The organism is Kordiimonas sp. SCSIO 12610, from assembly GCF_024398015.1.
GTDB lineage: Bacteria > Pseudomonadota > Alphaproteobacteria > Sphingomonadales > Kordiimonadaceae > CANLMI01.
Genome location: NZ_CP073747.1, coordinates 1,276,706 through 1,302,490, shown reverse-complemented (window position 1 = coordinate 1,302,490; position 25,785 = coordinate 1,276,706). Strand labels below are relative to the sequence as shown.

The following is a 25,785-nucleotide window of genomic DNA, read 5'->3' as shown; positions in this document are numbered from 1 at the left end:
CACCTTTGAGTTTTAAGTTATGACACGTATCCTTTTTTATCTGGAAGAGTATTCACATGATATCTGGCGCGATGCCTTTCATGCGATTGATCCAACTATTGATTTCAGAAGCTATCCGGATTGGGGCGATCCTGAGAATACAACGGAGGATACATACAGTCTCGTGTGGCAACCAAAGCCGGGGTTGTTGAAGGAATATTCCGGTAGCAAGGTTACGTTTTCCATTGGCGCAGGCATTGACCATATCATGCGTGACCCAAATCTGCCTGATCATATTCCCATTGTCCGGATGGCTGATGATGGCCTGAAGGAAGGGATGGCTGAATTTGTAGTCATGAGTGTCTTAATGCTACACCGCGGGATGGTTGACCTTATTGACGCGCAAAGCCGCAAACATTGGGCACGCATATTTGCCCCCGCGGCGTCAAGCATCAATGTTGGCATTATGGGGTACGGCGCACTTGGGCAAAAGTGTGCTGCTGCCCTCAAACCCCTTGGGTACAAGATCAACAGCTGGTCAACATCCCCGAAGGCTGCGGAAGATGGCGTTACCCACTATCAAGGTATGGCGGGCCTTGAAGACTTTTTGGCAAACACCAATATCCTTGTAGGGATTCTTCCGAACACACAAGAGACCACTGGACTTTTGAATATGGAAACGCTTCAGAATCTTCCGAAACGTGCATCCATAATCAACGCAGGGCGTGGGAACCTGATTGTCATTGATGATTTGATCAAACAGTTGGATTTAAAACACTTAAGCGGCGCTATTTTGGATGTTTTCGAGGAGGAACCCGTTGATAAAGCACACCCCTTGTGGGAACACCCTAAAATTCTGATAACCCCTCATATTGCTGCGGTCACCCGCCCTAAAACCGCGGCTGAATATGTACTTAGAAACATCGAAAACTATAAAAATGGCCGACCTCTCGAAAATGTGCTCGACCTAAAACGCGGATACTGACTTCCCTTTCTTGATAACAATACCTATATAAGCTGAAAGTGTGTGCTGTTAGCCCTGCATTCAGAGCAAATCAGTACCAACATGAAGTAAGGACGAACACGCCATATGGATTATGTGAATATAGTCATCGGTTTGGTTTTATTGTTGTTTGCCGGTGATTTCCTTGTTCGCGGAGCGGTATCGCTAGCGCAGAGATTTGGTGTGCCAACCCTGATAATTGGCCTGACAATCATTGCGTTCGGTACCTCTGCGCCAGAACTGGTTGTTGGTATAGATGCGGTCGTCACTGGTGCCCCGACGCTGGCTCTTGGAAATGTTGTCGGGTCAAATATTGCGAACGTCCTTTTAGTGATTGGTATTCCCGCCTTCATCGCCCCGATGGCTTGTAACGCCCCCAAAATGGGCAGGAACATGATCATCATGATTGCGGCAGGCGCCCTATTTTTCTTTATGGCGTCATCCGGCACCATAACATCGGGGAACGGGTTCGTTCTTTTGTTATTACTTTTCTGCTTTCTTTTGTTTTCAGCCCTCCAAGGCAAGAAAAGCAAGGGGGACGCAGAACTGATTGCAGAATACGAGGAATTGGCGGAAGAACCTGTAAGCTACGGCAAGGCATCTTTTTTGATCATTGCCGGGCTCGTTGGGCTTTCATTCGGCGCTGACCTATTGGTTGGCGGCTCTGTCAACGTCGCGCGCTCGCTCGGTGTTTCGGAGGCGGTTATTGGCCTGACGCTCGTTGCGATCGGCACAAGCCTGCCTGAACTGGTTACCGCGATTGTTGCGGCTGTGCGCGGTCACTGCGATGTCGCTGTCGGTAACGTTATAGGCTCCAATATTTTCAACACGCTTGGGATCATTGGCGTTTCATCGCTTTTCGGTGACATTCCAGTTCCTGACAGCTTTATAGAATTTGATCTTTGGGTCATGCTTGGCGCATCGCTTTTGCTTATTCCCTATTATAAAACAAGAAAACATGTGGGTAAAATAAGCGGCCTCGTCATGATTATACTATATAGTGGATATATGTATCATCTTGCTAACTCTGCTGAGAGCGCGTCTGCGATGGGGATGCCTTTATGACATCACAAACCGGGTTTATGATGATCACAGGTGCAGGGAAACGTGTTGGCCGCCATCTTGCGCTCTATTTTGGCCAAAAAGGTTTCGCTGTTGGCATCCATTATAATGGTTCAAAAGCAGATGCCGAAGAGGTTGCAGATATAATCCGCGCAAAAGGTGGCAAGGCGTATACATTTCAAACCGACCTACAGGATGAAACTGCGGTTTCTGAGTTGATCCCGAAAGCTGCCGAACAATTTGACATGCCGTGCAATGCACTCATCAATAATGCGTCTGTATTCGAGAATGACAGCGTCCGCGATTTTGACGCGAAAGCGTGGCACATGCATATGGGGGTAAACACCCTCGCGCCGCTTATTTTAACGCAGGCTTTCGAAAAATTACTGCCGAACGGTGAAAACGGTAACATCATCAACATCATCGATCAGCGGGTATGGAAACCAAACCCTCAGTTCATGACATACACCGCCTCTAAAGCCGCGCTGTATTCACTTACCCGAACCACTGCACAGGCACTGGCCCCCCATATCAGGGTAAACGCCATTGGTCCGGGCCCAGTGTTAGAGAGCATTCATCAAACCGCTGGTAGCTTTCAGGCAGAAGCCGACAATGTGCTTTTGAAAAAAGGCCCTGCCCTTGATGAGATTGCGAAAACAGTAGAGTTTATTTTAAGCACGCCGTCCATGACCGGGCAGATGATCGCACTTGATGGAGGTCAGCACCTTGCATGGCGAACGCCAGATATAGTTGACTAACCTATTTTTTTACTCCATGTGTTCGCGAGCGAATAGACGTATGGAAGGAGCCACCTATGGCTTATGATGACAACACCCATGAAACAAATGTAATGCATCTACCGTATGCAGATGCGACACGCGGTGTGCGCCATGTGTTTATCCGTGATTTTGAAACCGATGCTGAAATCGGCGTTTGGGATCACGAAAAAGGGTCGACACAGAAAATCCGGATCAATGTCGATCTATCCGTGCGTGAAAACATAGAGCATCATGATGATCAACTTGATAATGTTGTTTGCTACAATGAGATCGTAACAAACATTAAAAATATTCTAGCTCAGGGTCATATCAATCTGGTGGAAACACTCGCTGAAAATATTGCGGATATGTCGCTTGAAAATTCACAAGTGATTGGCGCCAGGGTCAAAATCGAAAAACTGGAAGCGGTCGTTGGTGCACTGAGCGTTGGTGTAGAGATTGAACGGCATAAATCCTGTTAACATATTGGTAACATTTAAGCTTTTCTGCTACCAGCTAACAATTTTGTTATACGGTTTGTGCACATCGAATCAACAACTGCAATAAACCCACTATAGATGCAATATTACGTTTTTATTTTTTATAAAATTATCACATTGACTTCGATAAAATACAATAAAAACAAACACTTAGTTTTTTTGCACAAAAAATAGGCAAAATGATAAAACCCTAGTGTTACAGTATAGTTGCAGTCCAATCCCCCATATTACCCACAAAGTTATCCACAGGTTTCGTGGATATCTTTTACTGTCATAAAAGTATCATTGATTCTTTGACGGAAAAGTCCCAGTTTTGTATGCAAAGCCCATAAAGAATGGTGAGGGAAGAAGTCGCTTTGTCCGATAAGGCAGAAAATATATCGATCGAAATATCCGGTATCGACATCATCAAAGGATATTTGAAAACCGCGCCTACCGCCCCCGGGGTATATCGGATGCTCGATAAAAACGAGGATGTTCTTTATGTGGGCAAAGCAAAGAATATTAAGAAGCGGATCACGTCTTACACTCAACCAAACAGACTGACCAACCGATTACTCAGAATGGTCAGCGCGACCGTATCCATGGTGTTCGTAACAACGCGCACCGAGGCCGAAGCCCTGCTTTTAGAAGCGTCTCTGATCAAACGCTTTAAGCCCCCTTTCAATGTCCTTTTAAAAGACGATAAATCCTTCCCCTATATCCTCTTGCGAACCGACCACACATGGCCACAAATTACCAAGCACCGTGGTGCGCGAAAACATAAAGGTCAGTATTTTGGCCCCTTCGCGAGTGTTAGTTCGGTAAACCAAACACTGAACACGCTACAGAAGGTTTTTCAACTGAGATCATGTTCTGACACAACGCTCGAGAGCCGAAGCCGCGCCTGCCTTTTGCATCAGATAAAGCGCTGCTCCGCACCGTGTGTTGATAAAGTCACCGACAGTGAATACGCCGATATGGTGGAGGAAACACGGTCCTTTCTATCTGGCAAGACATCAAACATTCAAAAACGGTTCGCAGACGCGATGCAGGCCGCAAGCGACACACTCGATTTTGAGGCGGCAGCCGTTTACCGCGATCGCCTGAAGGCCCTTACCCATATTCAAAGCCATCAAAGCATGGTGAATGCAATGGTTGATGAGGCCGATGTTATCGCGGCAGCCAATATTGCAGGACAGGTTGGGATACAGGTCTTTTTCTTTCGAACAGGTCAAAACTGGGGTCATCGTGCCTATTTCCCCAAACACGATAAAAATGACGATACTGCTGATGTGCTAACCGCGTTCGTAACCCAGTTTTACGATAATAAACCCGCTCCTAAATTAATCCTGACGTCCCATGCTCTTAACGAAAACACCCTTATTGCCGATGCCCTGAGTGAGCGCATGGGCTTCAAGGTCGCGATTACAGTACCAAAACGCGGCGATAAAGCCGATCTGGTAAAAGAAAGCGTTAGAAACGCAAAAGAGGCCCTGGAGCGCAAAATGGCAGAAAGTGCGGGGCAAGCAAGGCTACTCGACGGTGTTGCGAAACTGTTTGATCTCGATGGCCCACCAGAACGCATTGAGGTTTATGACAACAGCCATATTCAGGGCACCAATGCGCTTGGCGGTATGATTGTCGCCGGGCCCGATGGCTTCATGAAAAACAGCTACCGAAAATTCAATATCAAGTCCGAAGAGCTAACACCCGGTGATGATTTCGGAATGATGCGAGAGGTTATCCATCGTCGCTTTTCACGCCTAATCAAAGAAGACAGCGACAAGGACAGAGGCATGTGGCCTGACCTGCTACTCATTGACGGCGGCAAAGGGCAACTATCGTCCGTTATGGACGTTATGAATGATCTGGGTATTGCTGATGATGTTGCTGTTGTTGCCATATCGAAAGGACCAGACCGAAACGCAGGGCGCGAACAATTCCACCGTGTCGGTCATGATACCTTTATGTTGCCGATCAATGATCCCGTTCTTTATTACCTTCAACGACTACGCGATGAAGCACACCGATTTGCGATCGGAAGTCACCGCGCACGACGTTCAAAAGATATTAAAAAATCACCGCTTGATGAAGTGGACGGTATTGGCCCCAAACGTAAAAAAGCCCTCCTTCATCATTTCGGATCAGCCAAGGCAGTTGCTGGTGCAAGCGTAAAAGACCTTGAGAGCGTGGAAGGGATTTCAAAAGCCATGGCCCAGCATATCTATGACCATTTTCAGGATTAATCCGTCCGGCTCAAATATATTTAGATCGTAATTCCAAATGATTTCAGAACTATGGTTGACCTGAATAGCTGAGGGGGTATGTTCAGGCATGTAACTAGAACTGAGACCACCGGGCAATTAATTATGTGGACAATACCCAATCTATTAACCATGTCGCGAATTTTCGTAATTCCCGTGCTGGTGCTCTCGTTTTATTTGGAACAACCATTCGGCAGCCATCTGGCATTTGTCCTTTTTGCGCTTGCAGGTATTACAGACTTTTTTGACGGCTATCTGGCGCGCGCCACCGGCAGCGTATCAAAGATCGGCCAGTTTCTTGATCCTATCGCTGATAAATTGATGGTTGCCGCCGTTATTTTGATGGTTGTTGCCTTTAAGTGGGTTGAAGGCATTCACGTTGTTGCGGCCGTGATCATCATGTGCCGTGAAATCATGGTCTCTGGCCTCAGGGAGTTCCTCGCAGGCATTCAGGTAAGCGTGCCAGTAACCTTCCTCGCTAAATGGAAAACCACGGTCCAAATGGTCGCCCTCGGTGCCCTTGTGTGGTCAAAGGGTGCGCCGCAGCTTGGCTTACCGGCGAATGATGTTGGTATTGTCTTACTTTGGATCGCCGCGACACTAACGCTTTATACAGGCTATGATTACCTCCGCGCTGGCCTTAAGCACATGGTTTAAAGGGATAGACCCGTGGCAAATATACTTTATTTTGGTGCCCTTAAGGAACGTTTGGGACTTGGTGAAGAAGTGATTGAAATCACTGAGGACCTGAAAACAGTTCAGGACTTAGCCATGCTGCTCCGCGCTCGCGGCGGTGAATTTGAACATGCTTTTGAAAGTACAATTTTCATTCGAGCCGCCGTTAATCAAACCCATGCAAAATTTGATAGCCCCATAACAAACACCGATGAAATTGCCTTTTTCCCTCCTGTAACAGGTGGATAAGCAATAATGAGCAAGATATCCGTTCAAAACGATGATTTTGATATCGGTGCCGAGATTGAGTTGATCCGGCAAAGCCGCACAGATATCGGCGCGGTTGTTAGTTTCACAGGTACTGTTCGCGATACGCTTGGCGACCTGAGTTCCATGACATTAGAGCACTATCCGGGCATGACGGAAAAGGAATTGGAGCGTATCGCGGCGACCGCGTATGAGCGCTGGCCAATTCTTGATTGCACGATCATCCACCGGGTTGGCCGGATGGAACCCGGTGATAATATTGTACTTGTTATCACGGCGTCCCCGCACCGCAAAGCGGCCTTTGAAAGCGCAGAATTTTTGATGGATTTCCTTAAAACCAACGCAACCATCTGGAAAAAGGAAGCCACCAACAAAGGTGAAAACTGGGTGGACGCCAAATCAAGCGATGATGACGCGCTTGAACGTTGGTAATCTCATTTTATATGGATATTACCCTTCAAACCAATCGCCTTACGATCAAAAGTATAAACCTCTGCGATTTTTCAGAATATTTAATGTTTTGGAAAAAACAAACAGATGGCCCCATAAACTTTCTTTCTCAAGAAGAAATATGGTCCAGATATCTTCGCTTCATTGGTCATTGGCATCGCTATAATTTTGGCGCTTTTTGTATCACTGCCAAAAACAGCCATACAATTATTGGTGAAGCAGGAACCGCCTATTTCAAGCGCGGTATCAACGACCAACTCGATCAATACCCGGAGGCCTTTTGGCGCCCTTCAACAGATGTTCGCGGTCAAGGATATGCCGCCGAAGCAATGCTTGCTATTTTAAGCTGGGTGGATACCCAACCAAGCCCGAAAACCGTTAACGCAATCATCGACCAAGAAAATACAGCATCAATAAAGGTTGCCTTAAACCTAGGGTTCCAAAGGTACGGCTCTGACACCTATAAATCGTCTGATGTTGATCTTTACAGGCGTTCAAAACAATAAAGCCGGGAAACCCCGGCTTTATAAAAGTCTATTTAAAATTTAGATCGTATCTAATTCTGCTGCCGCTTTAAGAAGCTTGGGATTTCCAATTGGTCTTTAGCTTGCTTTGGTGCAGCAGCGGGCCGGTCCTCGCCGGATACACCGCCAACTGATGCAGAGGCCTGACCAGTCTCCTGACCAGCGTTTGAAGAAACCGTTGGTTCTTTCTTGACGATCGAATTCATCCGAACACTACCACGATCATTTGACGGCGCGCGCTCCAGTTCTTCTTTCGCTTCGGCTTCGTTGCCACCGCGCAGGCCCGCAGTCATCAACTGAAAGAGGCTACGTTTGGCTTCCGGTTTTGGTTCCGCAGGTTGAACAGTTGCTGGCTCAACAGCCTCATACTGTTCCTCGTCAGCGCTATGATCTTCTACAACTGTTTCCTTATCTTTCGCGCCGCTCGCATAAGCTGCTTCCTGAAAGATATTAGCTTGGCCCTGTGTATATCCCTGATCAACCTTCGGCGTCATGGGGGCATCGGCCACAAACGCGCCCTGCATTTCCTGTTCTGCGAGCGCGCGCTCTTCCATCACTTCCTCTTCGCTGAACGACGCAGACTGTGCCTGCGCCTCTTCACTTGGGCGTTTGATCATATTACCGCTCAGGGATGGGCCATCTTGGTCTTCAAGACCCATTTCAAAATCAACCGTTTTCGTAGACTCTACAGCTTCCTCAAATGTTTCTTTTGCTTCAACAGTGGTTTCATCCACATGCTCGCCTGTGAACATATCCTCTTCGCGGTCTGCGGCTTCGACGTTTCCGTCAGCAGGGTTGTCTTGTTGCACTGTTTCCTGATTATTGACGGTTGCGCCCGTGGCCACGATATCAGCCATTACGCTGTCATCGACTTTTTCCGGTGTCGCCGCTGGTGCTGCCTCTGTCTCAACAACAGAAGCTGGCTCAACCTTTTTCTCAACTTTCGGGCGCGGGATATATTCGCCGTTACCGCCCTCAATGCCTGTTGCCACAACAGAGACACGAAGCTTGCCATCAAGTTCCTGATTAAACGCAGAGCCGAACACGATAAGGGCTTCGGGATCAACCTGCTCGCGTACCATATTCACGGCTTCATCAACTTCGTAAAGCGTCATATCCATGCCGCCCGTTACGTTGATAATAACGCCCTTTGCACCCTGAAGCGATGCTTCCTCCAGAAGTGGGTTTGAAATTGCTGCTGCTGCCGCATCCTGCGCGCGGGTTTCACCGTCAGCTTCACCAGTGCCCATCATGGCCTTACCCATTTCAGACATAACAGTGCGAACATCAGCGAAATCGAGGTTAATAAGGCCCGGCATGACCATAAGGTCGGTAATGCCGCGAACACCAGAATGCAAAACTTCATCCGCAAGATTGAAGGCTTCGGCAAAGGTTGTGCGCTCATTCGCGACACGGAACAAATTCTGGTTTGGAACGATAATGAGTGTGTCAACGTGCCCAGCAAGTTCCTGAATGCCTGCTTCCGCAATTTTCATGCGGCGGCCGCCTTCAAACTGGAACGGCTTGGTGACAACCCCAACGGTTAAGATACCGCGTTCACGTGCCCGGCGGGCGATAACAGGCGCAGCACCCGTGCCCGTTCCACCGCCCATGCCTGCGGTGATAAAGGCCATATGGCAACCGTCAAGAATTTCATCAACACGTTCTAACGCTTCTTCGGCTGCGGCTTCACCAATCTTTGGCTGCGCGCCCGCGCCCAAGCCTTGTGTGATCTCAACACCCAATTGAATTCGGGTGTCAGCACCGCTTTTCGAAAGCGCCTGTGCGTCCGTATTTGCGACAACAAAATCAACACCCTGAAGGTTGGATGTGATCATATTATTGACAGCATTCCCACCTGCACCGCCAACACCAATTACCGCAATTTTAGGAGTTAATTCTGTAAGTTCTGTGTTTTCGAAATCAATCGACATTGCCCGTTACCTCCGTTTTACCTTTTGTACCTCGCCCGAGTCGCGAATGCTAGCAAAAGGTTAATATTTTATGGATTTTTTTAGGAATTCTTTAGAAGTTTTCCTTCATCCATAAACCCAATCGGCCCAAGAGGCCTTTTTTCTGCATTTCCTGAAGTTTTGCCTGTTCCCTCAGGGATCGTTCCTCGCTTGGAAGCGACGCTGCATGCAGCAATAATCCCACAGTAGTTGCAAAGGCTGGCCCCTGCGCAGCCTGTGGAAGTCCGCTAATTATTTTTGGTGTACCAACCCGAACACGCCGCCCTAAAATCTGGGAGGCGAAATCTCTGATACCTTCGGTTTGTGCCACCCCACCGGTTAAAACCACGCGTCTTCCGGCGACACCCGAAAACCCGGACGCATCCAAATGTTCACCAACCGTTGCAAACAAAAGTTCCAGTTCCTTTTGAACCAGATCCGTTAAGTCGCTTCTGGGCATGCGTGCAATATTTTCTTTGCCAGTCGCTTCCCCAACCTGCGTCACTTCGATTTCTAACCTTGCGTCCGCGCTGTCAGTGATCGCAGACCCCATAAACGTTTTTAGCCGCTCAGCCTGATCAAAGGGTGTCAGGAACTTGCGCGCAACTTCATCAGTGATTTGACCACCACCAAGCGGCAATACTTCGCTATGCACCAAAGCACCGCGGGCAAAGACGGAAATTCCCGTTGTACCCCCACCCATATCGACGCAAGCGACCCCCATCTTCAGTTCGTCTTCATCAAGAACGGACAGGCCTGCCGCATAGGGTGACAAAACAACATCCACAACATTCAAGTGCGCACGGCGAATACAGGCTTCCAGGTTTTTAAGAGGGCCTTTTTGAACCGTAACAGCAAGAAGCGCGATACCAAGGCTATTTCCAAACATTCCAATTGGCGATGTGACACCAAATGTCCCATCAACCGAAAGGGCGGCCGGAAATGTGTGCAAAACGGCTTCATTGCCCGCGTCAATCATGCCTTTTGCTTTATCAATAACCTTCGCGACATCGGCTTCGGTAACAGCTTCGCCCTTAATATCAATTTCAGTTTCAACAATGTGGGTTTTCGGCTCTCCGCCCGAGAAAGACAGGAACACTTCGCTTACTGTGCGGCCAGCCATCTTCTCGGCCTGATCCACAGAGGCGCGGATCGCAAGCTCTACAGCTTCCATATCGACCACAACGCCGCCTGCAACACCTTCACATAGTCGGTTGCCAACACCCAAAACCCTAATTTCATTTGAAGGCGAAATCCTCGCGATTAAACAAGCAACCTTTGATGATCCAACATCAATCGCAGCAATTAAGGATTCTGTATTAACAGCCATGTGGTTTTCTCTAAACTTCCAAATTTTAGGGGAAACGATTTTGGTAAACGTTTGCGCTTTCCTTTACGATTGTCCCCCTCGGCATTCAAGCCCTTTCTCTCTTAAAAATCAGATAATCTAACTTTACCTTATGCGGCCCATTCCTTGCCTTCGATTGCACGCTCGCCTTCGGGGGTGATACGCATGATCACCCGATCAGAAATACGCATATCAATAACATTTAATTCCCGTGATAATAGCTTGTGCTCATTCTGGATTTTCGCAAACCTAAGCCATGAAGCCTCTGCACCATATTCTGTCTCTGGGTTCAGGGCCGTTTCCGGTAATTTGACCCGAATACCGTTATTAAAAATAATATCCCAGCGACGGTCACCGACCCGGACAGCCTGTTTCACATTAGCGAACAATTCAGGCGCAAGGTTGAGCATATCAAAAAGCGCGCGTGCGTTAGCGGCTGCACCGTCCCCAACCACCCAAGGCAAGTAGGCGTAATTTGAGACATCCTGACCCTTCACAACAGTTCCAGTGATGTCAATAATATATACTTCACCCTTATGTTGCCAAAGGCCATAGGGCTCACGCTCGGTTATTTTAATCTCCAAACCAGTTGGGAACTTGCGCACAACCTGCGCATCCTTAACCCAAGGAAGCGCGATCAAGCGATCTTTGATCTGCCCAAGGTTAATTGCAAATAACGGCATACCGTCTTCGATATCCAACTGTGCGAGGATTGCATTGTCTGATGTTCTGAATTGCCCTTCAACCTTCAGGTCATTCAAGACAAAACCGGCATCACGGGTGGTGTTCATGAACCATGCCCCCACCTCTAACTTCCCGATCAGGAACAGGATCAACATCAAACTGCTTAGAAGCGCCATAAAGCCCGTGCCAACGGCTTTCCGGTGTTTCAATAGAACTGCTGTCATGCGCTTGCCCTCTCGTTGTTTGCCTGATTATCATTTTTCTGCATATTTTTAGTTGGCTGAGCTGCGGCATTCACATCAGCAGCAACGCGGCCAATGATGCGCACTTCCCATTCCAAAGTAACGCCTGTTTTTTCGCGCACCGCGTCGCGGGCTGCTTCCCCCAATGTTTCGATATCAGCCGCACTGGCCGATCCATGATTAATCAGAAAATTGCAGTGCTTTTCTGATATTTGTGCGTCGCCAACACGCATGCCACGGCATCCCGCTTGATCAATAAGCTCCCATGCCTTCATACCGTCAGGGTTTTTAAATGTGCTGCCGCCCGTGCGTGTGCCAATTGGCTGGCTGTCCTGCCTGTTTGTTGTAATCTCATTCATACGGACTTTGATTATTTCTGCATCATCAGGTGATGTTTTAAAAGCCGCTCCCAAAATGATATAATCATCCGTGACGGCACTTTTCCGATAAGCAAACTTGAGGTCATCGGGCCCAAGCTCGTGAATATGGCCCAAACGATCAACCGCATGCGTGTGAACAAACACATCCGCAATTTCGCGCCCATAGGCACCCGCATTCATTTTCACAGCCCCGCCAATTGTGCCCGGGACACCAACCAGAAACTCAAGCCCCGATAATCCTTTGTCGGCGCAGAACCGTGCCACATGGACATCCATCGCGCCCGCACCTGCTTTGACGATATTGCCGCGTGCTTCGATATTCGCAAATGATCGACCAAGTCTGATCACCACACCTTCGACACCGCCGTCACGCACCAACAGGTTCGAGCCAACACCAATTACCGTTAAGGGAACAGATGCTGGCAGATGCCGTAGGAACGTAATCAAATCTGCTTCACCGGCAGGTTCGAACAATAAATCAGCCGGACCACCCGTTCTGAACCAGCTAAGGCGCGCGAGCGGTGCCCCCTCAACCAAGCGGCCTTTCAGATGGGGCATCCCTTCAACAAATTCTGATATGTTGAAATTCGCCATTAACCCGCTGCCTCATTCAATGCGTCAGGAAGGGCATTCGCCCACACTGTTATTGATCCTGCGCCCAAACAGATCACCACATCACCAGCAGATGCGTAATTGAGCACCTGATCCGCGAGGTCACTATCACCTGCAACCGTATCGACTTCGCGGTGACCATGCGCCCGCAAACCTTCAACAAGTGCGATTTGATCAGCACCTTCTATGGGGCTTTCACCTGCTTCAAAAACAGGCGATACCAGAACCGTATCGGCGTCATTGAAACAGGTACAAAATTCTTCAAACAGGCTTTCCACACGTGTGTAACGGTGTGGTTGTACCACCGCGATAACCTTATTATCAAAACTATCGCGCGCGGCCTTCAGAACGGCCGCAATCTCCACAGGGTGATGGCCATAATCATCAATAACCGTAATGCCTGCGCCCACGCCTGTTTTCGTGAAACGGCGCTTCACCCCGCCGAACCCCTTAAAGGCCGAACGAAGCGTGTCGTCAGTTGCACCCATTTCAAGGCCAACGGCAATGGCTGCAAGTGCATTCTGAACATTATGAAGCCCCGGCATCGGCAAATGAATATCCGTTATTTCACGGGCCTCATCACCGCCGCGGCTTTTTAAACTGACATCAAAGGTAACCTCACCCTCATGCGTCCGCATATTATGGGCCTTCACATCGGCCTGCGCTGATGTGCCGTAGGTTACAAGTTTGCGGTCGGATATTTGCGGGATAAGCGCCTGAACCTCAGGATGATCGATGCAAAGTATCGCGGCACCATAAAAGGGCACGCGCTCCAGAAAGGTTTTGAACGCTTCTTTTTCTGCCTCGAAAGTACCGTAAAAATCCAGATGCTCCGCGTCCATATTGGTAACAACAGCAATCGTCGCAGGAAGCTTCACAAATGTTCCATCGCTTTCGTCCGCTTCCACAACCATCCAATCGCCCTCGCCCAGGCGCGCGTTGGTGCCGTAACTATTAATAATGCCGCCATTAATGACAGTCGGGTCAATTCCGGCGGCTTCCAATACCGTCGCAACCATCGATGTGGTTGTTGTTTTACCGTGGGTTCCAGCAACCGATACACACCATTTAAGGCGCATCAATTCAGCCAACATTTCTGCGCGGCGCACAACCGGAATATGACGAGCACGAGCTTCGACCATTTCCGGGTTATCGGCTTTGATGGCTGTTGAAACAACAATCACCTTTGCGTCCTCAAGGTTTTCAGCTCTTTGACCGATCATCACCTTGATGCCAAGCCCCTTCAGGCGCGTAACATTTGCGTTCTCGCTCATGTCAGAACCTTGGACGCTATAGCCAAGGTTATGCATGACCTCCGCGATGCCAGACATTCCGATCCCGCCGATCCCGACAAAATGCACTGTTCCTATGTCGAAGGGGATATTTTTCACGGCGTTATCTCTTTAGCTTTTGGGGTTTCTTCATTTGCATTCAATACTGTGTCGGCAAGGCGTTCGGCCGCATCAAGGCGCGCAAAAGATTTCATATTTTTTGCCATCTCAGAAAGCGCATCATCACTATCCAAGATGTGCTCCAACGTTTCCGTTAACGCAGGTGCGCGAAACTCGGGCTCAGCCATCACAATGGCAGCGCCCTTTGCTCCCAGTGGTTTGGCGTTGGCGCTTTGATGATCATCCGCTGCAATCGCGAGGGGTACCAAAATCGCGGGCATTCCTGTTGCTGTTAATTCTGCAAGCGTTGATGCACCAGACCTGCTGATCACCAAATGGGTATCGTCTAAGATTGACGCGACATCATCGAAATAGCTTTGAACATTGGCGCTAATCCCTGCTTCGCCGTAAGTGCGCTTCACGGCGTCGATATCTTCAGTCCGCGCTTGATGTGTAATAATCAACCGCATGCGAATATATTCAGGTAATGCAACAAGGGCGCTCGGTATTTCACGGGACAGAATATGTGCCCCCTGACTACCTCCAAGAATAAATAACCGGATGACAGATGCAGCCTCTGGCGCTTGATAGGGGTTACCCGCGATCGCCTGTACTGCTGACCGAACCGGATTGCCGACATGAATTTGCTGAACACCTTCTGGAACTAATGTTGTATTCGCATTGCTTAATGCCACCCAGCTTGCTTTTTCCGCCATCCAGCGATTAACCCTGCCCAAGACGGCATTTTGCTCATGCAAACCGAAGGGTATTCCAAGGCTTCGTGCTGCAAGGATTACAGGCATGGAAGGATACCCACCAAATCCCACTATCTGCGTTGCACCAACCTTTTTTAAATACCGTCTAGCAGCAAAAAAGCTTGTCATGATTGAAAATACAGAACCAACCTTGCCGATGATACCACCACGCATATGACTGGTTGCCCGAAGGACCATGCGGTCAATATCAACCATAATGTTCCGGTACGCATCACCGCGCATGTCGGTTACCAAGGATACTGCTTCTCCGCGCGCCTTCAAGGCATCAGCAAGCGCTTCAGCCGGAACCATATGCCCGCCTGTGCCGCCTGCTGCTAAAACAATATGCCTTGCCTTTGAGGTCATTATTCAGCCGCCTTCCAGCCCACCATGTCTGTGTTGGGTGCAATGAAACGATTTCGTTTCGTAAGCGCAAGCACCATGCCCATACCGATTGCAAGCGCAAGCATGGAAGACCCGCCATAAGATATGAAAGGAAGGGTCATACCCTTTGATGGTAATACGGCAAGGTTAACGCCAATATTGATAAGCGACTGAAAACCAAACTGAATGATCAGGCCTGCGGCAGCGAGAAGGCGAAACGGGTTTGCTTCATCCAACAAGTGCGCAAGGCCGCGAACAACAATACCCGCGAACAACAAAAGAAGCATAACGCATGCAATGGCGCCGAACTCTTCACCAACAACAGCAAAAATATAATCCGCATGCGCGTCAGGCAAATAAAGTTTCACTGACCCTTCACCCGGCCCTTTACCCAACAAACCACCGCTTTCAAACGCTTCAAGCGCCTTATCTGTTTGGTAGGTATCACCGCTTGCGGGATTGATGAACCGATCAATCCGGCTCGCTACGTGCGGCAATAATGAATACGCGAGGCCGAGCCCCATAACACCCGCAAGGCCGGACATAACGATCCATGTCATTGGCATGCCTGCAAGCGCCATTTGCGCAAAAAAGACACCGCTGATCAAGACCGTCTGGCCAAAATCAGGTTGCAAGACCAAAAGGCCAGCAATGAACGCATAAATGCATGTAGCAATTTTCTTCGCTGGGATCGGTTTACCCGTAAATTCCGCGGACAATATCCATGCCATACTTACGATGAAAAACGGCTTCATAAATTCGCTTGGCTGTAGTGTGAAACTGCCAATCTGTAACCAGCGGGTCGCTCCCTTAATCTCTGGTCCGATCACAAGTGTTAAAATTAGAAGCAAAACGGTAACAGGAAGCCCAATCAGCGACATTCTTTTCACCCATTTGATCGGCAACACAGAAACCCCAACCACCGTTATAAGGGCGAGTGTCAGGAAAAAACTTTGTCGTTTAACGAAATGAAAGGCATCCAGGCCGATCCGTTCTGCGACCGCAGGGCTTGCCGTTAGCGTAAGCCAAATACCCGTCGTGATCAGAATAAACACAAGTGCCAGCATCCAGCGATCAACTGTCCACCACCAGCGGGAAAGAAGTGAATTATCCGCGCGTGAAAATGTCATCATTGATTTTGCCCCCCATACTCTTTCACGATTGCCTTGAAGGCATCCCCGCGGTCTTCAAAATTCTGAAACTGGTCAAAGGCAGTACAGGCGGGCGATAGCAAAATCACATCACCCGAAGCTGCATTTTCCTTTGCAGCCGCAATCGCGGCCTTTAAAGTACCCGACATATCACAAGGGACCTTGTCGCCAATAAGGCCTGCAAGTTCATCCGCACTTTCACCGATCAAATAGGCATGTTTAACAGCCGAGAGATGATCCTTAAGGGAATTCCCCAACGCCCCTTTTGCGCGCCCACCGGCGATCCAATGGATATGAGTAAATGCATCAAGTGCACGAGCAGCAGCGTCAGGGTTCGTTCCCTTGCTATCATTAATGAAGCGAACACCATCCAATTCTGCCACAAGTTCCTGCCTGTGGGTTAAACCAGGAAAGGACGCAAAGGAATTGACGATTGCAGCACCATCGAAGCGCAATAGCCTTCCAACCGCGTAGGTCGCTGCTGCATTCTGGTGATTATGTTCACCTACCAAGGTTTTTGCATCCAGAAGGTTGTAGTTTTGATGATTATCATCCAACCTGTCGTGCAAAACACCATTTTGAACGGATATACCGTTATCCAAGATAACCTTAACCGACACAGGAATAGTTCGGTCAGAATACTGTTTTGCAAACGAGCGCGAATATTCGTCATCCACGCTGATAACGGCTTTCGCGTTTTTATCCTGAATTTCAAAAATCCGACCTTTTGCTTTTGCGTAACCATCCATGTCACCGTGTCGGTCAAGATGATCAGGTGTCATGTTCAAAAGGACTGATATATCAGGGCGAAAATCACTTGTGATATCAAGCTGAAAGGAAGACATTTCAAAAACATACACGCCGCCTTCTGGCATCGGGTCAAGCGTCAAAACCCCCGTACCGATATTTCCGCCCATAACAGAAGGCTTGCCGCATTCTGCGATCATATGGGTTATCAGGGCTGTTGTTGTGGATTTTCCATTCGTCCCGGTGATAGCAACTGTTTGATGCGCTGGCAGGTCTTTCCGCCCACCTTCAAAAACATCAAAATCGCTTATAATCCTAACATCAGCCTCTTGGGCTTTTTTAACAAGTGCGTGCGGTTCAGGGTGCGTAAGCGGCACCCCGGGGGCCAGCAACAATGCATCAAGGTCATTAAAATTTGCAGTATGTAGGTTGACCGTGTCGAAGGGGGCTGACGCAGTGCGTTCAGTGTTATCATCCCACGCCCAAACTTCAGCACCAGACGCAATCAAGGCCTCCGCCGCCGCGACACCTGTGCGTGCAAGCCCGAATACGCCGATTGTTTTCCCCTGATATGTTCGTGCTTCAATCAACCTTAATTCCTATCGAAGTTTCAAGGTTGCAAGGCCAATAAGCGCCAGCATCACAGCAATGATCCAAAACCGAATTACAATTGTTGGCTCGGCCCAGCCTTTTTTCTCATAGTGATGGTGCAAAGGTGCCATTCTAAACACGCGTTTGCCCGTTAGTTTGAAGCTCGCGACCTGAACAATGACGGAAATTGTCTCAAGCGCGAACAGGCCACCAATGATACCAAGGACGATCTCATGCTTGGTGATAACCGCCATAGTCCCGAGGGTACCGCCAAGTGCGAGCGAACCAGTGTCACCCATAAAAACCATTGCAGGCGGTGCATTGAACCACAGAAAACCAAGCCCTGCGCCGATCATGGCGCCAGCGACAATGGCAAGTTCACCAGCACCAGACACGGGAATAACGCCCAGATATTCGCTGTAGACCGAGTTCCCGACCATATAGGCGATAAATCCAAAGGCGCTCACCGCAATGATCACCGGTACAATTGCAAGCCCGTCCAGCCCATCGGTTAGGTTTACGGAATTTGAGGTGCCTACCATTACAAAGGCGGCGAACGGGATATAGAAAAGGCCAATATTAAGCTCGACCTGCTTCAAAAATGGCAAAGCAATGGTTTGCCCCGTTAAATCGCCGAGCCACCAGGCAACAACACCGGCGACGCCCCATTCAATGATAAATTTCACCTTACCTGGCACGCCCTTGGGTGACGCCTTCGTGACTTTCATATAATCATCAACAAAACCAATCGCACCAAAGGAAATGGTTACAATAATCACAGCCCAAATATAGGGATTTGTAAGGTCCGACCATAACAGGATTGAAAGGCCAAGCCCTAAGAGGATCATAAACCCACCCATCGTCGGGGTACCTGCCTTCGCGATAATATGGCCTTCAGGCCCGTCTTCACGGATTGGCTGGCCTTTCTTCTGTTTTGACTTCAGCCAGCGAATAATCGAAGGACCAAACACAAAACATATCAGTAATGCCGTAATAACAGCACCGCCCGAACGGAATGTCAGGTAGTTGAAGAGATTAAAAATCCCGTATTCAGAGGCATATGGCGACAATAGATGGTAAAGCATACTTCTAATAACCCTTTATTCTGCAACCATCTTTTCGCCAAACAAGCTACCATAAGGACGACCAAAGGACTGAAAGGCATAGCTTTCTGCACCCATACGGATCAGTTGACTAACGGTTTCACCCAATCCAACGCTATTCGCTCCCTTGACGAGCAAAACATCGCCGCCTTGCAAGTTAGTCATCACACGGTCTGCCAAACCATCGGTATTATCAAAAGCTTCACACGCGATATCTGCATGGCGCGCAAGCTTTTCCATCATTGGCCCGACGGCAAAAACCTTATGAATGCCAGCTTTACGCAATTGCTTAGCTAAGGAGAGATGTATAATCTCGCTTTCCTGACCCAATTCGCGCATATCACCCAAGATTGCGAAACGGCGCGACTGCGGTGCCAAAGGAACCATCGACGTTCGTTTAAACGCGGCTTCCATGCTTGCAACGTTTGCATTATAGCTATCATCGATAAGGCTATAGTTTCCGTCACCCATATCAATCAAATGCATTTGACCACGGCCCAGCTCTGCCTCCAGTGATGCAAGCGCCAAAACCGCTTCCCCAAGGTCAGCACCAACTGCCCGTGCGCCCGCGAGCACCAGCAAACTATTCATTGCCCACTCTGGTCCCGGCTGCGAAATCTTGTAAGTAATTGTGGCGTCACCAACCTGTGCAGTCATGCAGGTGCAATCATAGCGTTCTGTCATTTGAATTGGGTATATATCAGCACCAGCTTCAGGGTTAAGCGATACGGTCACTAGCTCAACACCAAGGTCGAAAGCCGCTGCTTTCAATATTTTAACATGCGGATGGTCAATATTGATAACAGCTGTACCGCCCTCTTTAACACCCTCCAGAATAGACGCCTTTTCGCGCGCGATATCCTCTAGTACATCGAAATTACCACGATGAGCAGAACTAACGTTCGTAATGATTGCCACATCAGGCTGAACAAGCGCGCTTCGGTTCGCGATTTCACCCGGTCTGTTCATTCCCAATTCAAAAATGCCATAACGGGTCGAACGCGGTATGCGTGAAAGCGATAAGGGAACCCCGACATGGTTATTGAAGCTTTTGATAGATGAATGCGTGGGGCCGACCTTCGACAGTGCTTTCCTCAGCGCCTGTACCACGCTGGTTTTTCCTGCACTTCCGGTAACAGCAATTGTTTTCATCGGCGCCCGCGTTCTCGCATAACGAGCCATCTCTGCCAAAACAACCAGAGTGTCATCGACCTTAATCAGACGAGGATCGTCTTGGGATATCCCGTTTGGTCTTTCGCTCACGATCACAGCTGCCGCGCCGCGCGAAAGGGCTTCGGTCACATAATCATGACCGTCCAGGTTTGTTCCCCTGAGTGCTATAAAGAGATCACCAGGCAAAACTTCCCGGCTATCAACCTGAACAGCATCGGCAAACCATGGTCGATTACAAATCGCATCGCTGATCGCACTTAATTCGCTTGATGTCCAAAGTGGTTCTTCAACCAACATGGCGCTCCCCTCTCACCAAAATATTCCTGACCGTCCCTATGTCGGAAAATTCGATTGTTTTATCTTTAAGTATCTGGCCTTCTTCGTGGCCTTTGCCTGCAACCACAAGCATGTCACCGTGTTGCAAACTATTGATGGCGGTCTCTATCGCCTGTGCCCGGTCGTCAAATTCTTTTGCATCCGCGCATTCTGCTAGGATTTCGCTCCGTATAACGCCCGCGTCCTCGCTTCTTGGATTATCATCTGTCACATAGACACAGTCCGCATAATCGGCGGCAATTTTACCCATTTGTGGCCGTTTGCCTTTATCGCGGTCGCCGCCGCAGCCAAAAACCACATGTAAATGGTTTGGATTGTGTGCACGCGCTGCCTCCAGAACGGTCTTTAACCCGTCTGGCGTGTGGGCATAATCCACAAAAACGCTTCCACCTTTTTCATTCTCGCCAATGAATTCCATCCGCCCCGGTACACCCTTCAAGCTATCAAGCGCTTCAAAAGCTATGGTTGGTTTTACACCGGTCGCGATAGCCAAGCCCGCAGCAAGAATAGCATTCTCGAATTGAAATGATCCGATCAATGGCAGCGAAACTTCAAATTCCTGATCGCTGTATCGCAGTTTTGCAGCCTGACCTTTTTGAGTAATCGTATGAGCAGAAATCTGAATGGTTGCTTCTTCAGCATGGCCAACCGTTATGCACTTAAGGCCACGCCCCCAGACAATATCCTCAAGAACACGACCCCATTTATCATCAACATTAATAACCGCCGTTGAACCGGGCCGCAGCACATCACCGAAAAGCCTTGCCTTGGCATAAAAATAATTCAGTTCGGTTCCGTGATAATCAAGGTGATCACGTGTGAGGTTTGTAAAGGCAGCAGCATCCAGCTTAACGCCGTCCACCCGGTATTGTTCCAATCCATGACTGGAGGCTTCAAGGGCTGCATAGTCAACACCCTTTTCGCTAAGCGTGCTCAACACATCATGCATTTTCATCGGGTCTGGCGTCGTAAGCCCACCTGGCAATGATAACACATCAGACAAAACACCAACCGTACCAACGCTTGCGGCTTTTAACCCTGCATACGACCAGATTTGACGCGTAAAATCAGCGACGGATGTTTTTCCATTTGTCCCGGTGACAGCAATTTGTGTTTTTGGCTGTTTCTTATAAAACCGTGCAGCAAGTTCTGCATATTTGCGCCGCGGGTTGATGTCCTCAATGACAGGAATATCACCAAAATCTTTATCCAGATCCGGTGTGGTTAGAATGGCTACGGCACCTTTCGCGATCGCACTGTCAATAAAATCACGACCATCAAAATCAACACCTGGAAGAGCTGCAAAAATATCACCGGACTTAACCGAACGGCTGTCAGCTGTCATGCCCGAGATCGCGATCTCGGCACGTCCGCCTTTCAACCCTAACAATGCACCCAATGTTACCATTTTTATCGTTTCTTTTTATCTTCAATCAACAAACCAGCTTGATGATAAAGACCTTCATCCTCTTCAACGGGCGACACACCCAACAAAGGGGCTGCCCGCATAATTACATTTCTGACCACAGGGGCTGCTGTCCAGCCACCAGAGGCAAACCCATGGGTCTCGCGCGTTCCTTTTGGCTCATCCAACAAGGCAAAAACCACATACTGCGGATTATCCATCGGGAAAGCCCCAATAAATGAAGAGATCAGGGCTTTACGGTTGTAACCACCGTCCTGCGCCTTTTCAGCAGTTCCTGTCTTTCCGCCAACTCTGTATCCAACCGCATTTGCATTTCCGCCTGTGCCTTTCATGACAGCAAGGCGAAGAAGCTGTCTGATCTTTTGACTGGTGGAAGGCTTGATCACCTGTCTTCCATCTGCCCAGTCTTCGTTTTTATGGATGAGTGTGGCAGGAATATGCCTACCTCCGTTCACCATTGTGGCAATTCCACTAGCAAGCTGAACAGGACTAACCGCAATGCCGTGGCCATACGAAATTGTCATCGTAGAAACCTTGCGCCAATTAGAAGGATAAAGTGGCGCCCCAACCTCTGTCAGCTCAAGATTGCTTGGCTCCAAAAGGCCAAGTTCACTCAGGAATTCTTTTTGCTGGTCCGTCCCCAAATCAAGGGCGATCTGCGCTGTTCCAATATTTGAGGAAAACGCGAACACTTCAGGCACAGTTAAAACCCGAGCTTTAGGATGATCATCCCTGATCCAGAAGCGCGACACCCGAAGGGGTTTGGTTGCATCATATTCGTCTTCAAAATCGATGATGTTGTTATCCATCGCCGCCGCGAAGGTGAAGGTTTTGAAAGTAGAACCAAGTTCATAAACACCCTGGGTTACGCGGTTAAACCGTTCCTGACCACCTACACCGCGCATATTGTTTGGGTCATAATCAGGCAATGATGCCATCGCGACCACTTCACCAGTGTTCACATCCAGAACAAGCCCTGCCGCGCCCTTTGCCTCATGGGCACGCATGGCAGCTTCCAATTCATCAGCCAATGCATATTGTACGCGGATATCGAGGGATAGCTGAATTGGTTCATTACGACGCGATTTTTCATTCAACCGATAATCGAAGAAATGTTCTACACCCCCAAGGCCATTACCATCCACATCAACATACCCAAGAACATGCGATGCCAAGCGGCCATGCGGGTAAATCCGCTCTTCTTCACGCTGGAACTGAAAACCCGGAATACCAAGGGCATTCACTTCCCATTTTTCACGCGGGGTTAACTTCCGTTTCAGCCAAACAAATTTGCGACTACTCGAGAGCTTACTTTGGATGTCGGCCTCTGAAAGCTCGGGCAATACTTCAATAAGCTTGCGTGTTGCCTCAGCCGCATCTTCAATCATTGACGGGTTTGCATAGAGAGACGATGTTTCAAGGTTTGTCGCAAGAATCTCACCGTTACGATCCAGTATATCCGCGCGACCAAACTCAACGGGTTGCACAACAACCTTATGCGCAACAGGGCGCTCTGCCATCGGCTCTGAAAACCCAAGCTCAATAGTTCGCACCCCCATAAGCGCAAATGAACAGAAGAAAACAGCCACACCAACCAGCAAACGTGATCGCGCTTTCGACATCGCCTTGTCGCAAACATCTGCGTTTTCAAGGCAATATGAACCAGGTCGCGCGGGATTATTCGCTGAATTACCAGCTGGTGCTTTCATCAACGATGTGGACAACATTGTCATAGCGCCTCTTCTCGCTGGGGTTTTGCTTGAATATCCTGTTTAATTTTTTCACTGATCTGAAGCCTGAAACCTCGTTTTGAATTCGAGCGATCAGACCTGTTTTTCTTTTTCCTGTTGCTATGTTCGCTCAAAAGCACCCCAGGATCAGGGTCAACCTCGGCGTCCACATTAATTCTGAACGGGATAACCTGCGGGCTGACGATGATTTGATCTGAGTGCGGCGGCATTAATGCCAAAAATCGGAGTGAGCGATCCTGCAAAACTGCTGGCGTTGTTTTATATGACCATTCGGCCTTCAACACCCTAATCGCCTCTTCGTCCCGGTGAATTTGACGGGCAATCGCCTTAACCTTTGAGGATTGTTCCTGCACCGCATACTTCAGCTGCAAAACCGCAGCACCAGACAGCAATGCAACACCCGCTGCAACAAGTGGGATATACCGTCTCATAGCACACCCCCCTTGCCTGACGATGGAACATCAGTCCGCACAGCAAGCCTAAGCCTTGAAGACCTTGCCCTTATATTGCGCTCCATCTCTTCTTTAGATGGTTTGATCGCGCTTTTTTTCTTTAACATAAATGTCGACGGCGCAGCGCTTTCCAACTGGATTGGCGCATGTCGACTACCACCTGCAACTCGACCACTTTTCTCAGCCATAAATTGCTTTACCATTCCATCCTCTAGGGAATGGAATGAAACCACAACCAAACGGCCTCCAGTACATAGCAATCGCTCGCTTGAACCAAGGGCACGTTCTAATTCGCCTAACTCATCATTTACAAAAACACGCAGCGCCTGAAAGCTTTTCGTTGCCGGATGAGTTACTTTCTTGCCTTTTTTAGGGCGCGGCCTACCCACAACATTTTCAATCAGGTCCGCAAGTTCCAGCGTGCGCTCAAAGGGTTTTTCTGCACGGCGTTCAACGATTGCCCTTGCAATATGACGTGATTTAGGCTCGTCACCATATTTATAGATAATGTCTGCGATTTCTGCTTCAGGGTATGCGTTAACCACGTCGGCTGCGTTCTCACCAGACTGGGTCATCGTCATATCTAAAGGACCATCTTTCTGAAAAGAAAAACCGCGCTCGGCTTCATCAAGCTGGAAACTGGAAACGCCGATATCGAGCATAATCCCGTCAACCTGGCTAATACCAGCCTCAGCGAGCAATCGTTCCATATCGCCGAAGCAGCCTTCAAGAATGATGAAGCGGTCACCGAATTCATCCTTCAACGCCTCAGCCCGCTTGATCGCATCAGGATCACGGTCAATTGCAATGACCGTACAATTAGCAGCCATTAAAACAGCCCGCGTATACCCACCAGCACCAAAGGTTCCATCCACATACACCTCGCCGTCTTTAGGCGACATGGCCATGACAACTTCATTCAAAAGAACGGGGATATGTTTGCTTGTATTCTCTGGTGCATTCAGGGGCGCGCTCATGACCGCTCCCCACTTCCAGGAGGACCATCAGAGCCCCCCTCAGAATTACCACCAGCATTCATCTTGAGGCCACCACGGGGGCGACGCATCGATTTCATCTTAGCCTTAGCTTCGCGGGCAAGACTGCGCTGGCTTGCCTTATGATCTTCAAAAGCCTTTGGCTCCCAAATCTGGAATGTTTTACCAAGACCCACAAAAACGGCGTGGCTCTCAATCCCTGCATATTCCCGCAAATAAGCAGGCAGTGTTACACGACCTTCTGGGTCAAATTGTAGCTGCTCGGCGCTCGCGAGATACTCGGTCGCCATAGCCATCTGTTCTTCGTCATCGAGATCAAAATTGTCATGAAGGTCGTTTGCGAAAGCTTCGGTGTAGGTAATATCTTCGCCTTCAATATATGGCTTATCGTCCAAGGGGATACGGACAACAATACCATTGAAAGCTGGGGTAGCGGCCGCATTACGGAATGATGCAGGCACGGAAACCCGACCCTTCCGATCAACTTTATTTGTAGATGTGGACAAAAATGTCGCCACGACCATGTTCCCCAAGAATTCTTGTTCCCTGCCCCACAAGTTTTGATCGATTGATCTTTTTGACTCGCGAAAGGGCATTCAGACCGTCGCCTGAACACACTTGGGATAACATGGTTATTTATGGGATACAATGGTTTTGTATGGTAAATAGAATCTTAACTCAACCCTAAAACCTCCCCAATTTCATACAATTTATCTCTATAAATCATATAGTTATGATCATTTGTTTTTTCTTTGTTCTCCTTCATATGATTTCACAATATTTCACCGCCATTTTCGAAAACTAACGCCCAAAAATGCAAAAAAGAGGGCGAAATGCCCTCTTTTTCC

The 25,785-nt window shown here is 48.7% G+C and carries 24 protein-coding genes; 9 read left to right on the top strand and 15 right to left on the bottom strand.

From position 1 onward, the window contains the following. Positions 1-19 precede the first annotated feature (19 nt). From KFF44_RS05870 to KFF44_RS05830, 9 genes are all read left to right on the top strand, one after another. A complete protein-coding gene (locus tag KFF44_RS05870; RefSeq protein ID WP_255938141.1) occupies positions 20-964 on the top strand; it encodes a glyoxylate/hydroxypyruvate reductase A in 945 nt (314 codons plus the stop codon). 105 nt (positions 965-1,069) lie between these two features. Then, on the top strand, positions 1,070-2,047 hold the full coding sequence (locus KFF44_RS05865; protein ID WP_255938140.1) for a calcium/sodium antiporter: 978 nt from the start codon (positions 1,070-1,072) through the stop codon (positions 2,045-2,047). Continuing rightward, the gene (locus KFF44_RS05860) at positions 2,044-2,802 is read left to right on the top strand and encodes an SDR family oxidoreductase (protein WP_255938133.1); all 759 of its coding nucleotides are present in this window, start codon (positions 2,044-2,046) and stop codon (positions 2,800-2,802) included. The genes KFF44_RS05865 and KFF44_RS05860 overlap by 4 nt, the downstream gene beginning before the upstream one ends. Positions 2,803-2,858: 56 nt before the next feature. Beyond that, positions 2,859-3,284 carry a dihydroneopterin aldolase gene (gene folB, locus KFF44_RS05855; RefSeq protein WP_255938130.1) on the top strand — a complete coding sequence of 142 codons (426 nt, stop codon included), beginning with the start codon at positions 2,859-2,861 and terminating at the stop codon, positions 3,282-3,284. A 353-nt stretch (positions 3,285-3,637) separates the two neighbouring features. Next, entirely contained in the window at positions 3,638-5,530 is a 1,893-nt protein-coding gene (uvrC, locus tag KFF44_RS05850; RefSeq protein ID WP_370691123.1) for an excinuclease ABC subunit UvrC, read from the top strand. 123 nt (positions 5,531-5,653) lie between these two features. Continuing rightward, complete coding sequence (gene pgsA / locus KFF44_RS05845; protein ID WP_255938125.1) at positions 5,654-6,205, top strand: CDP-diacylglycerol--glycerol-3-phosphate 3-phosphatidyltransferase; 552 nt, start codon at positions 5,654-5,656, stop codon at positions 6,203-6,205. A gap of 12 nt (positions 6,206-6,217) precedes the next feature. After that, the gene (gene moaD / locus KFF44_RS05840; protein WP_255938122.1) at positions 6,218-6,472 is read left to right on the top strand and encodes a molybdopterin converting factor subunit 1; all 255 of its coding nucleotides are present in this window, start codon (positions 6,218-6,220) and stop codon (positions 6,470-6,472) included. A gap of 6 nt (positions 6,473-6,478) precedes the next feature. Further along, positions 6,479-6,922: a molybdenum cofactor biosynthesis protein MoaE gene (locus tag KFF44_RS05835; RefSeq protein WP_255938119.1), complete on the top strand. Its 444-nt coding sequence runs from the start codon at positions 6,479-6,481 to the stop codon at positions 6,920-6,922. Positions 6,923-7,005: 83 nt separating this feature from the next. Next, positions 7,006-7,446, top strand: a complete 441-nt coding sequence (locus KFF44_RS05830; protein WP_255938117.1) for a GNAT family N-acetyltransferase — start codon at positions 7,006-7,008, stop codon at positions 7,444-7,446. Positions 7,447-7,496: 50 nt separating this feature from the next. Here the strand turns inward: KFF44_RS05830 and ftsZ are convergent, their stop codons facing one another. The 15 genes from ftsZ to KFF44_RS05755 all read right to left on the bottom strand — a co-directional run bounded on the left by ftsZ (position 7,497) and on the right by KFF44_RS05755 (position 25,455). Beyond that, positions 7,497-9,398: a cell division protein FtsZ gene (ftsZ, locus tag KFF44_RS05825; protein WP_255938115.1), complete on the bottom strand. Its 1,902-nt coding sequence runs from the start codon at positions 9,396-9,398 to the stop codon at positions 7,497-7,499. 91 nt (positions 9,399-9,489) lie between these two features. Then, positions 9,490-10,746, bottom strand: coding sequence for a cell division protein FtsA (gene ftsA, locus KFF44_RS05820; RefSeq protein WP_255938112.1), 1,257 nt, complete (start codon positions 10,744-10,746; stop codon positions 9,490-9,492). A gap of 128 nt (positions 10,747-10,874) precedes the next feature. Beyond that, on the bottom strand, positions 10,875-11,672 hold the full coding sequence (locus tag KFF44_RS05815) for a cell division protein FtsQ/DivIB (RefSeq protein ID WP_255938109.1): 798 nt from the start codon (positions 11,670-11,672) through the stop codon (positions 10,875-10,877). Further along, on the bottom strand, positions 11,669-12,664 hold the full coding sequence (gene murB, locus KFF44_RS05810; protein WP_255938107.1) for a UDP-N-acetylmuramate dehydrogenase: 996 nt from the start codon (positions 12,662-12,664) through the stop codon (positions 11,669-11,671). Before murB ends, KFF44_RS05815 begins: the two co-directional genes overlap by 4 nt. Further along, positions 12,664-14,073 (bottom strand): UDP-N-acetylmuramate--L-alanine ligase, encoded by a 1,410-nt coding sequence (murC, locus tag KFF44_RS05805; protein WP_255938105.1) that lies wholly within the window; start codon positions 14,071-14,073, stop codon positions 12,664-12,666. The genes murB and murC overlap by 1 nt, the downstream gene beginning before the upstream one ends. Beyond that, a complete protein-coding gene (gene murG, locus KFF44_RS05800) occupies positions 14,070-15,194 on the bottom strand; it encodes an undecaprenyldiphospho-muramoylpentapeptide beta-N-acetylglucosaminyltransferase (RefSeq protein WP_255938103.1) in 1,125 nt (374 codons plus the stop codon). Before murG ends, murC begins: the two co-directional genes overlap by 4 nt. After that, the gene (gene ftsW / locus KFF44_RS05795; protein ID WP_255938100.1) at positions 15,194-16,345 is read right to left on the bottom strand and encodes a putative lipid II flippase FtsW; all 1,152 of its coding nucleotides are present in this window, start codon (positions 16,343-16,345) and stop codon (positions 15,194-15,196) included. Before ftsW ends, murG begins: the two co-directional genes overlap by 1 nt. Further along, a complete protein-coding gene (gene murD / locus KFF44_RS05790) occupies positions 16,342-17,700 on the bottom strand; it encodes a UDP-N-acetylmuramoyl-L-alanine--D-glutamate ligase (RefSeq protein ID WP_255938098.1) in 1,359 nt (452 codons plus the stop codon). Before murD ends, ftsW begins: the two co-directional genes overlap by 4 nt. Before the next feature lie 9 nt (positions 17,701-17,709). Beyond that, complete coding sequence (gene mraY, locus KFF44_RS05785; protein ID WP_255938096.1) at positions 17,710-18,786, bottom strand: phospho-N-acetylmuramoyl-pentapeptide-transferase; 1,077 nt, start codon at positions 18,784-18,786, stop codon at positions 17,710-17,712. A gap of 15 nt (positions 18,787-18,801) precedes the next feature. Beyond that, the gene (gene murF, locus KFF44_RS05780) at positions 18,802-20,274 is read right to left on the bottom strand and encodes a UDP-N-acetylmuramoyl-tripeptide--D-alanyl-D-alanine ligase (protein ID WP_255938094.1); all 1,473 of its coding nucleotides are present in this window, start codon (positions 20,272-20,274) and stop codon (positions 18,802-18,804) included. Further along, on the bottom strand, positions 20,264-21,721 hold the full coding sequence (locus KFF44_RS05775; RefSeq protein ID WP_255938092.1) for a UDP-N-acetylmuramoyl-L-alanyl-D-glutamate--2,6-diaminopimelate ligase: 1,458 nt from the start codon (positions 21,719-21,721) through the stop codon (positions 20,264-20,266). The genes murF and KFF44_RS05775 overlap by 11 nt, the downstream gene beginning before the upstream one ends. Before the next feature lie 2 nt (positions 21,722-21,723). Beyond that, a complete protein-coding gene (locus tag KFF44_RS05770) occupies positions 21,724-23,472 on the bottom strand; it encodes a penicillin-binding protein 2 (protein WP_255938088.1) in 1,749 nt (582 codons plus the stop codon). Continuing rightward, the gene (locus KFF44_RS05765) at positions 23,469-23,921 is read right to left on the bottom strand and encodes a hypothetical protein (RefSeq protein ID WP_255938086.1); all 453 of its coding nucleotides are present in this window, start codon (positions 23,919-23,921) and stop codon (positions 23,469-23,471) included. The genes KFF44_RS05770 and KFF44_RS05765 overlap by 4 nt, the downstream gene beginning before the upstream one ends. Next, entirely contained in the window at positions 23,918-24,919 is a 1,002-nt protein-coding gene (gene rsmH, locus KFF44_RS05760) for a 16S rRNA (cytosine(1402)-N(4))-methyltransferase RsmH (protein WP_255938085.1), read from the bottom strand. The genes KFF44_RS05765 and rsmH overlap by 4 nt, the downstream gene beginning before the upstream one ends. Further along, entirely contained in the window at positions 24,916-25,455 is a 540-nt protein-coding gene (locus KFF44_RS05755; RefSeq protein WP_255938082.1) for a division/cell wall cluster transcriptional repressor MraZ, read from the bottom strand. Before KFF44_RS05755 ends, rsmH begins: the two co-directional genes overlap by 4 nt. Positions 25,456-25,785: the final 330 nt, after the last annotated feature.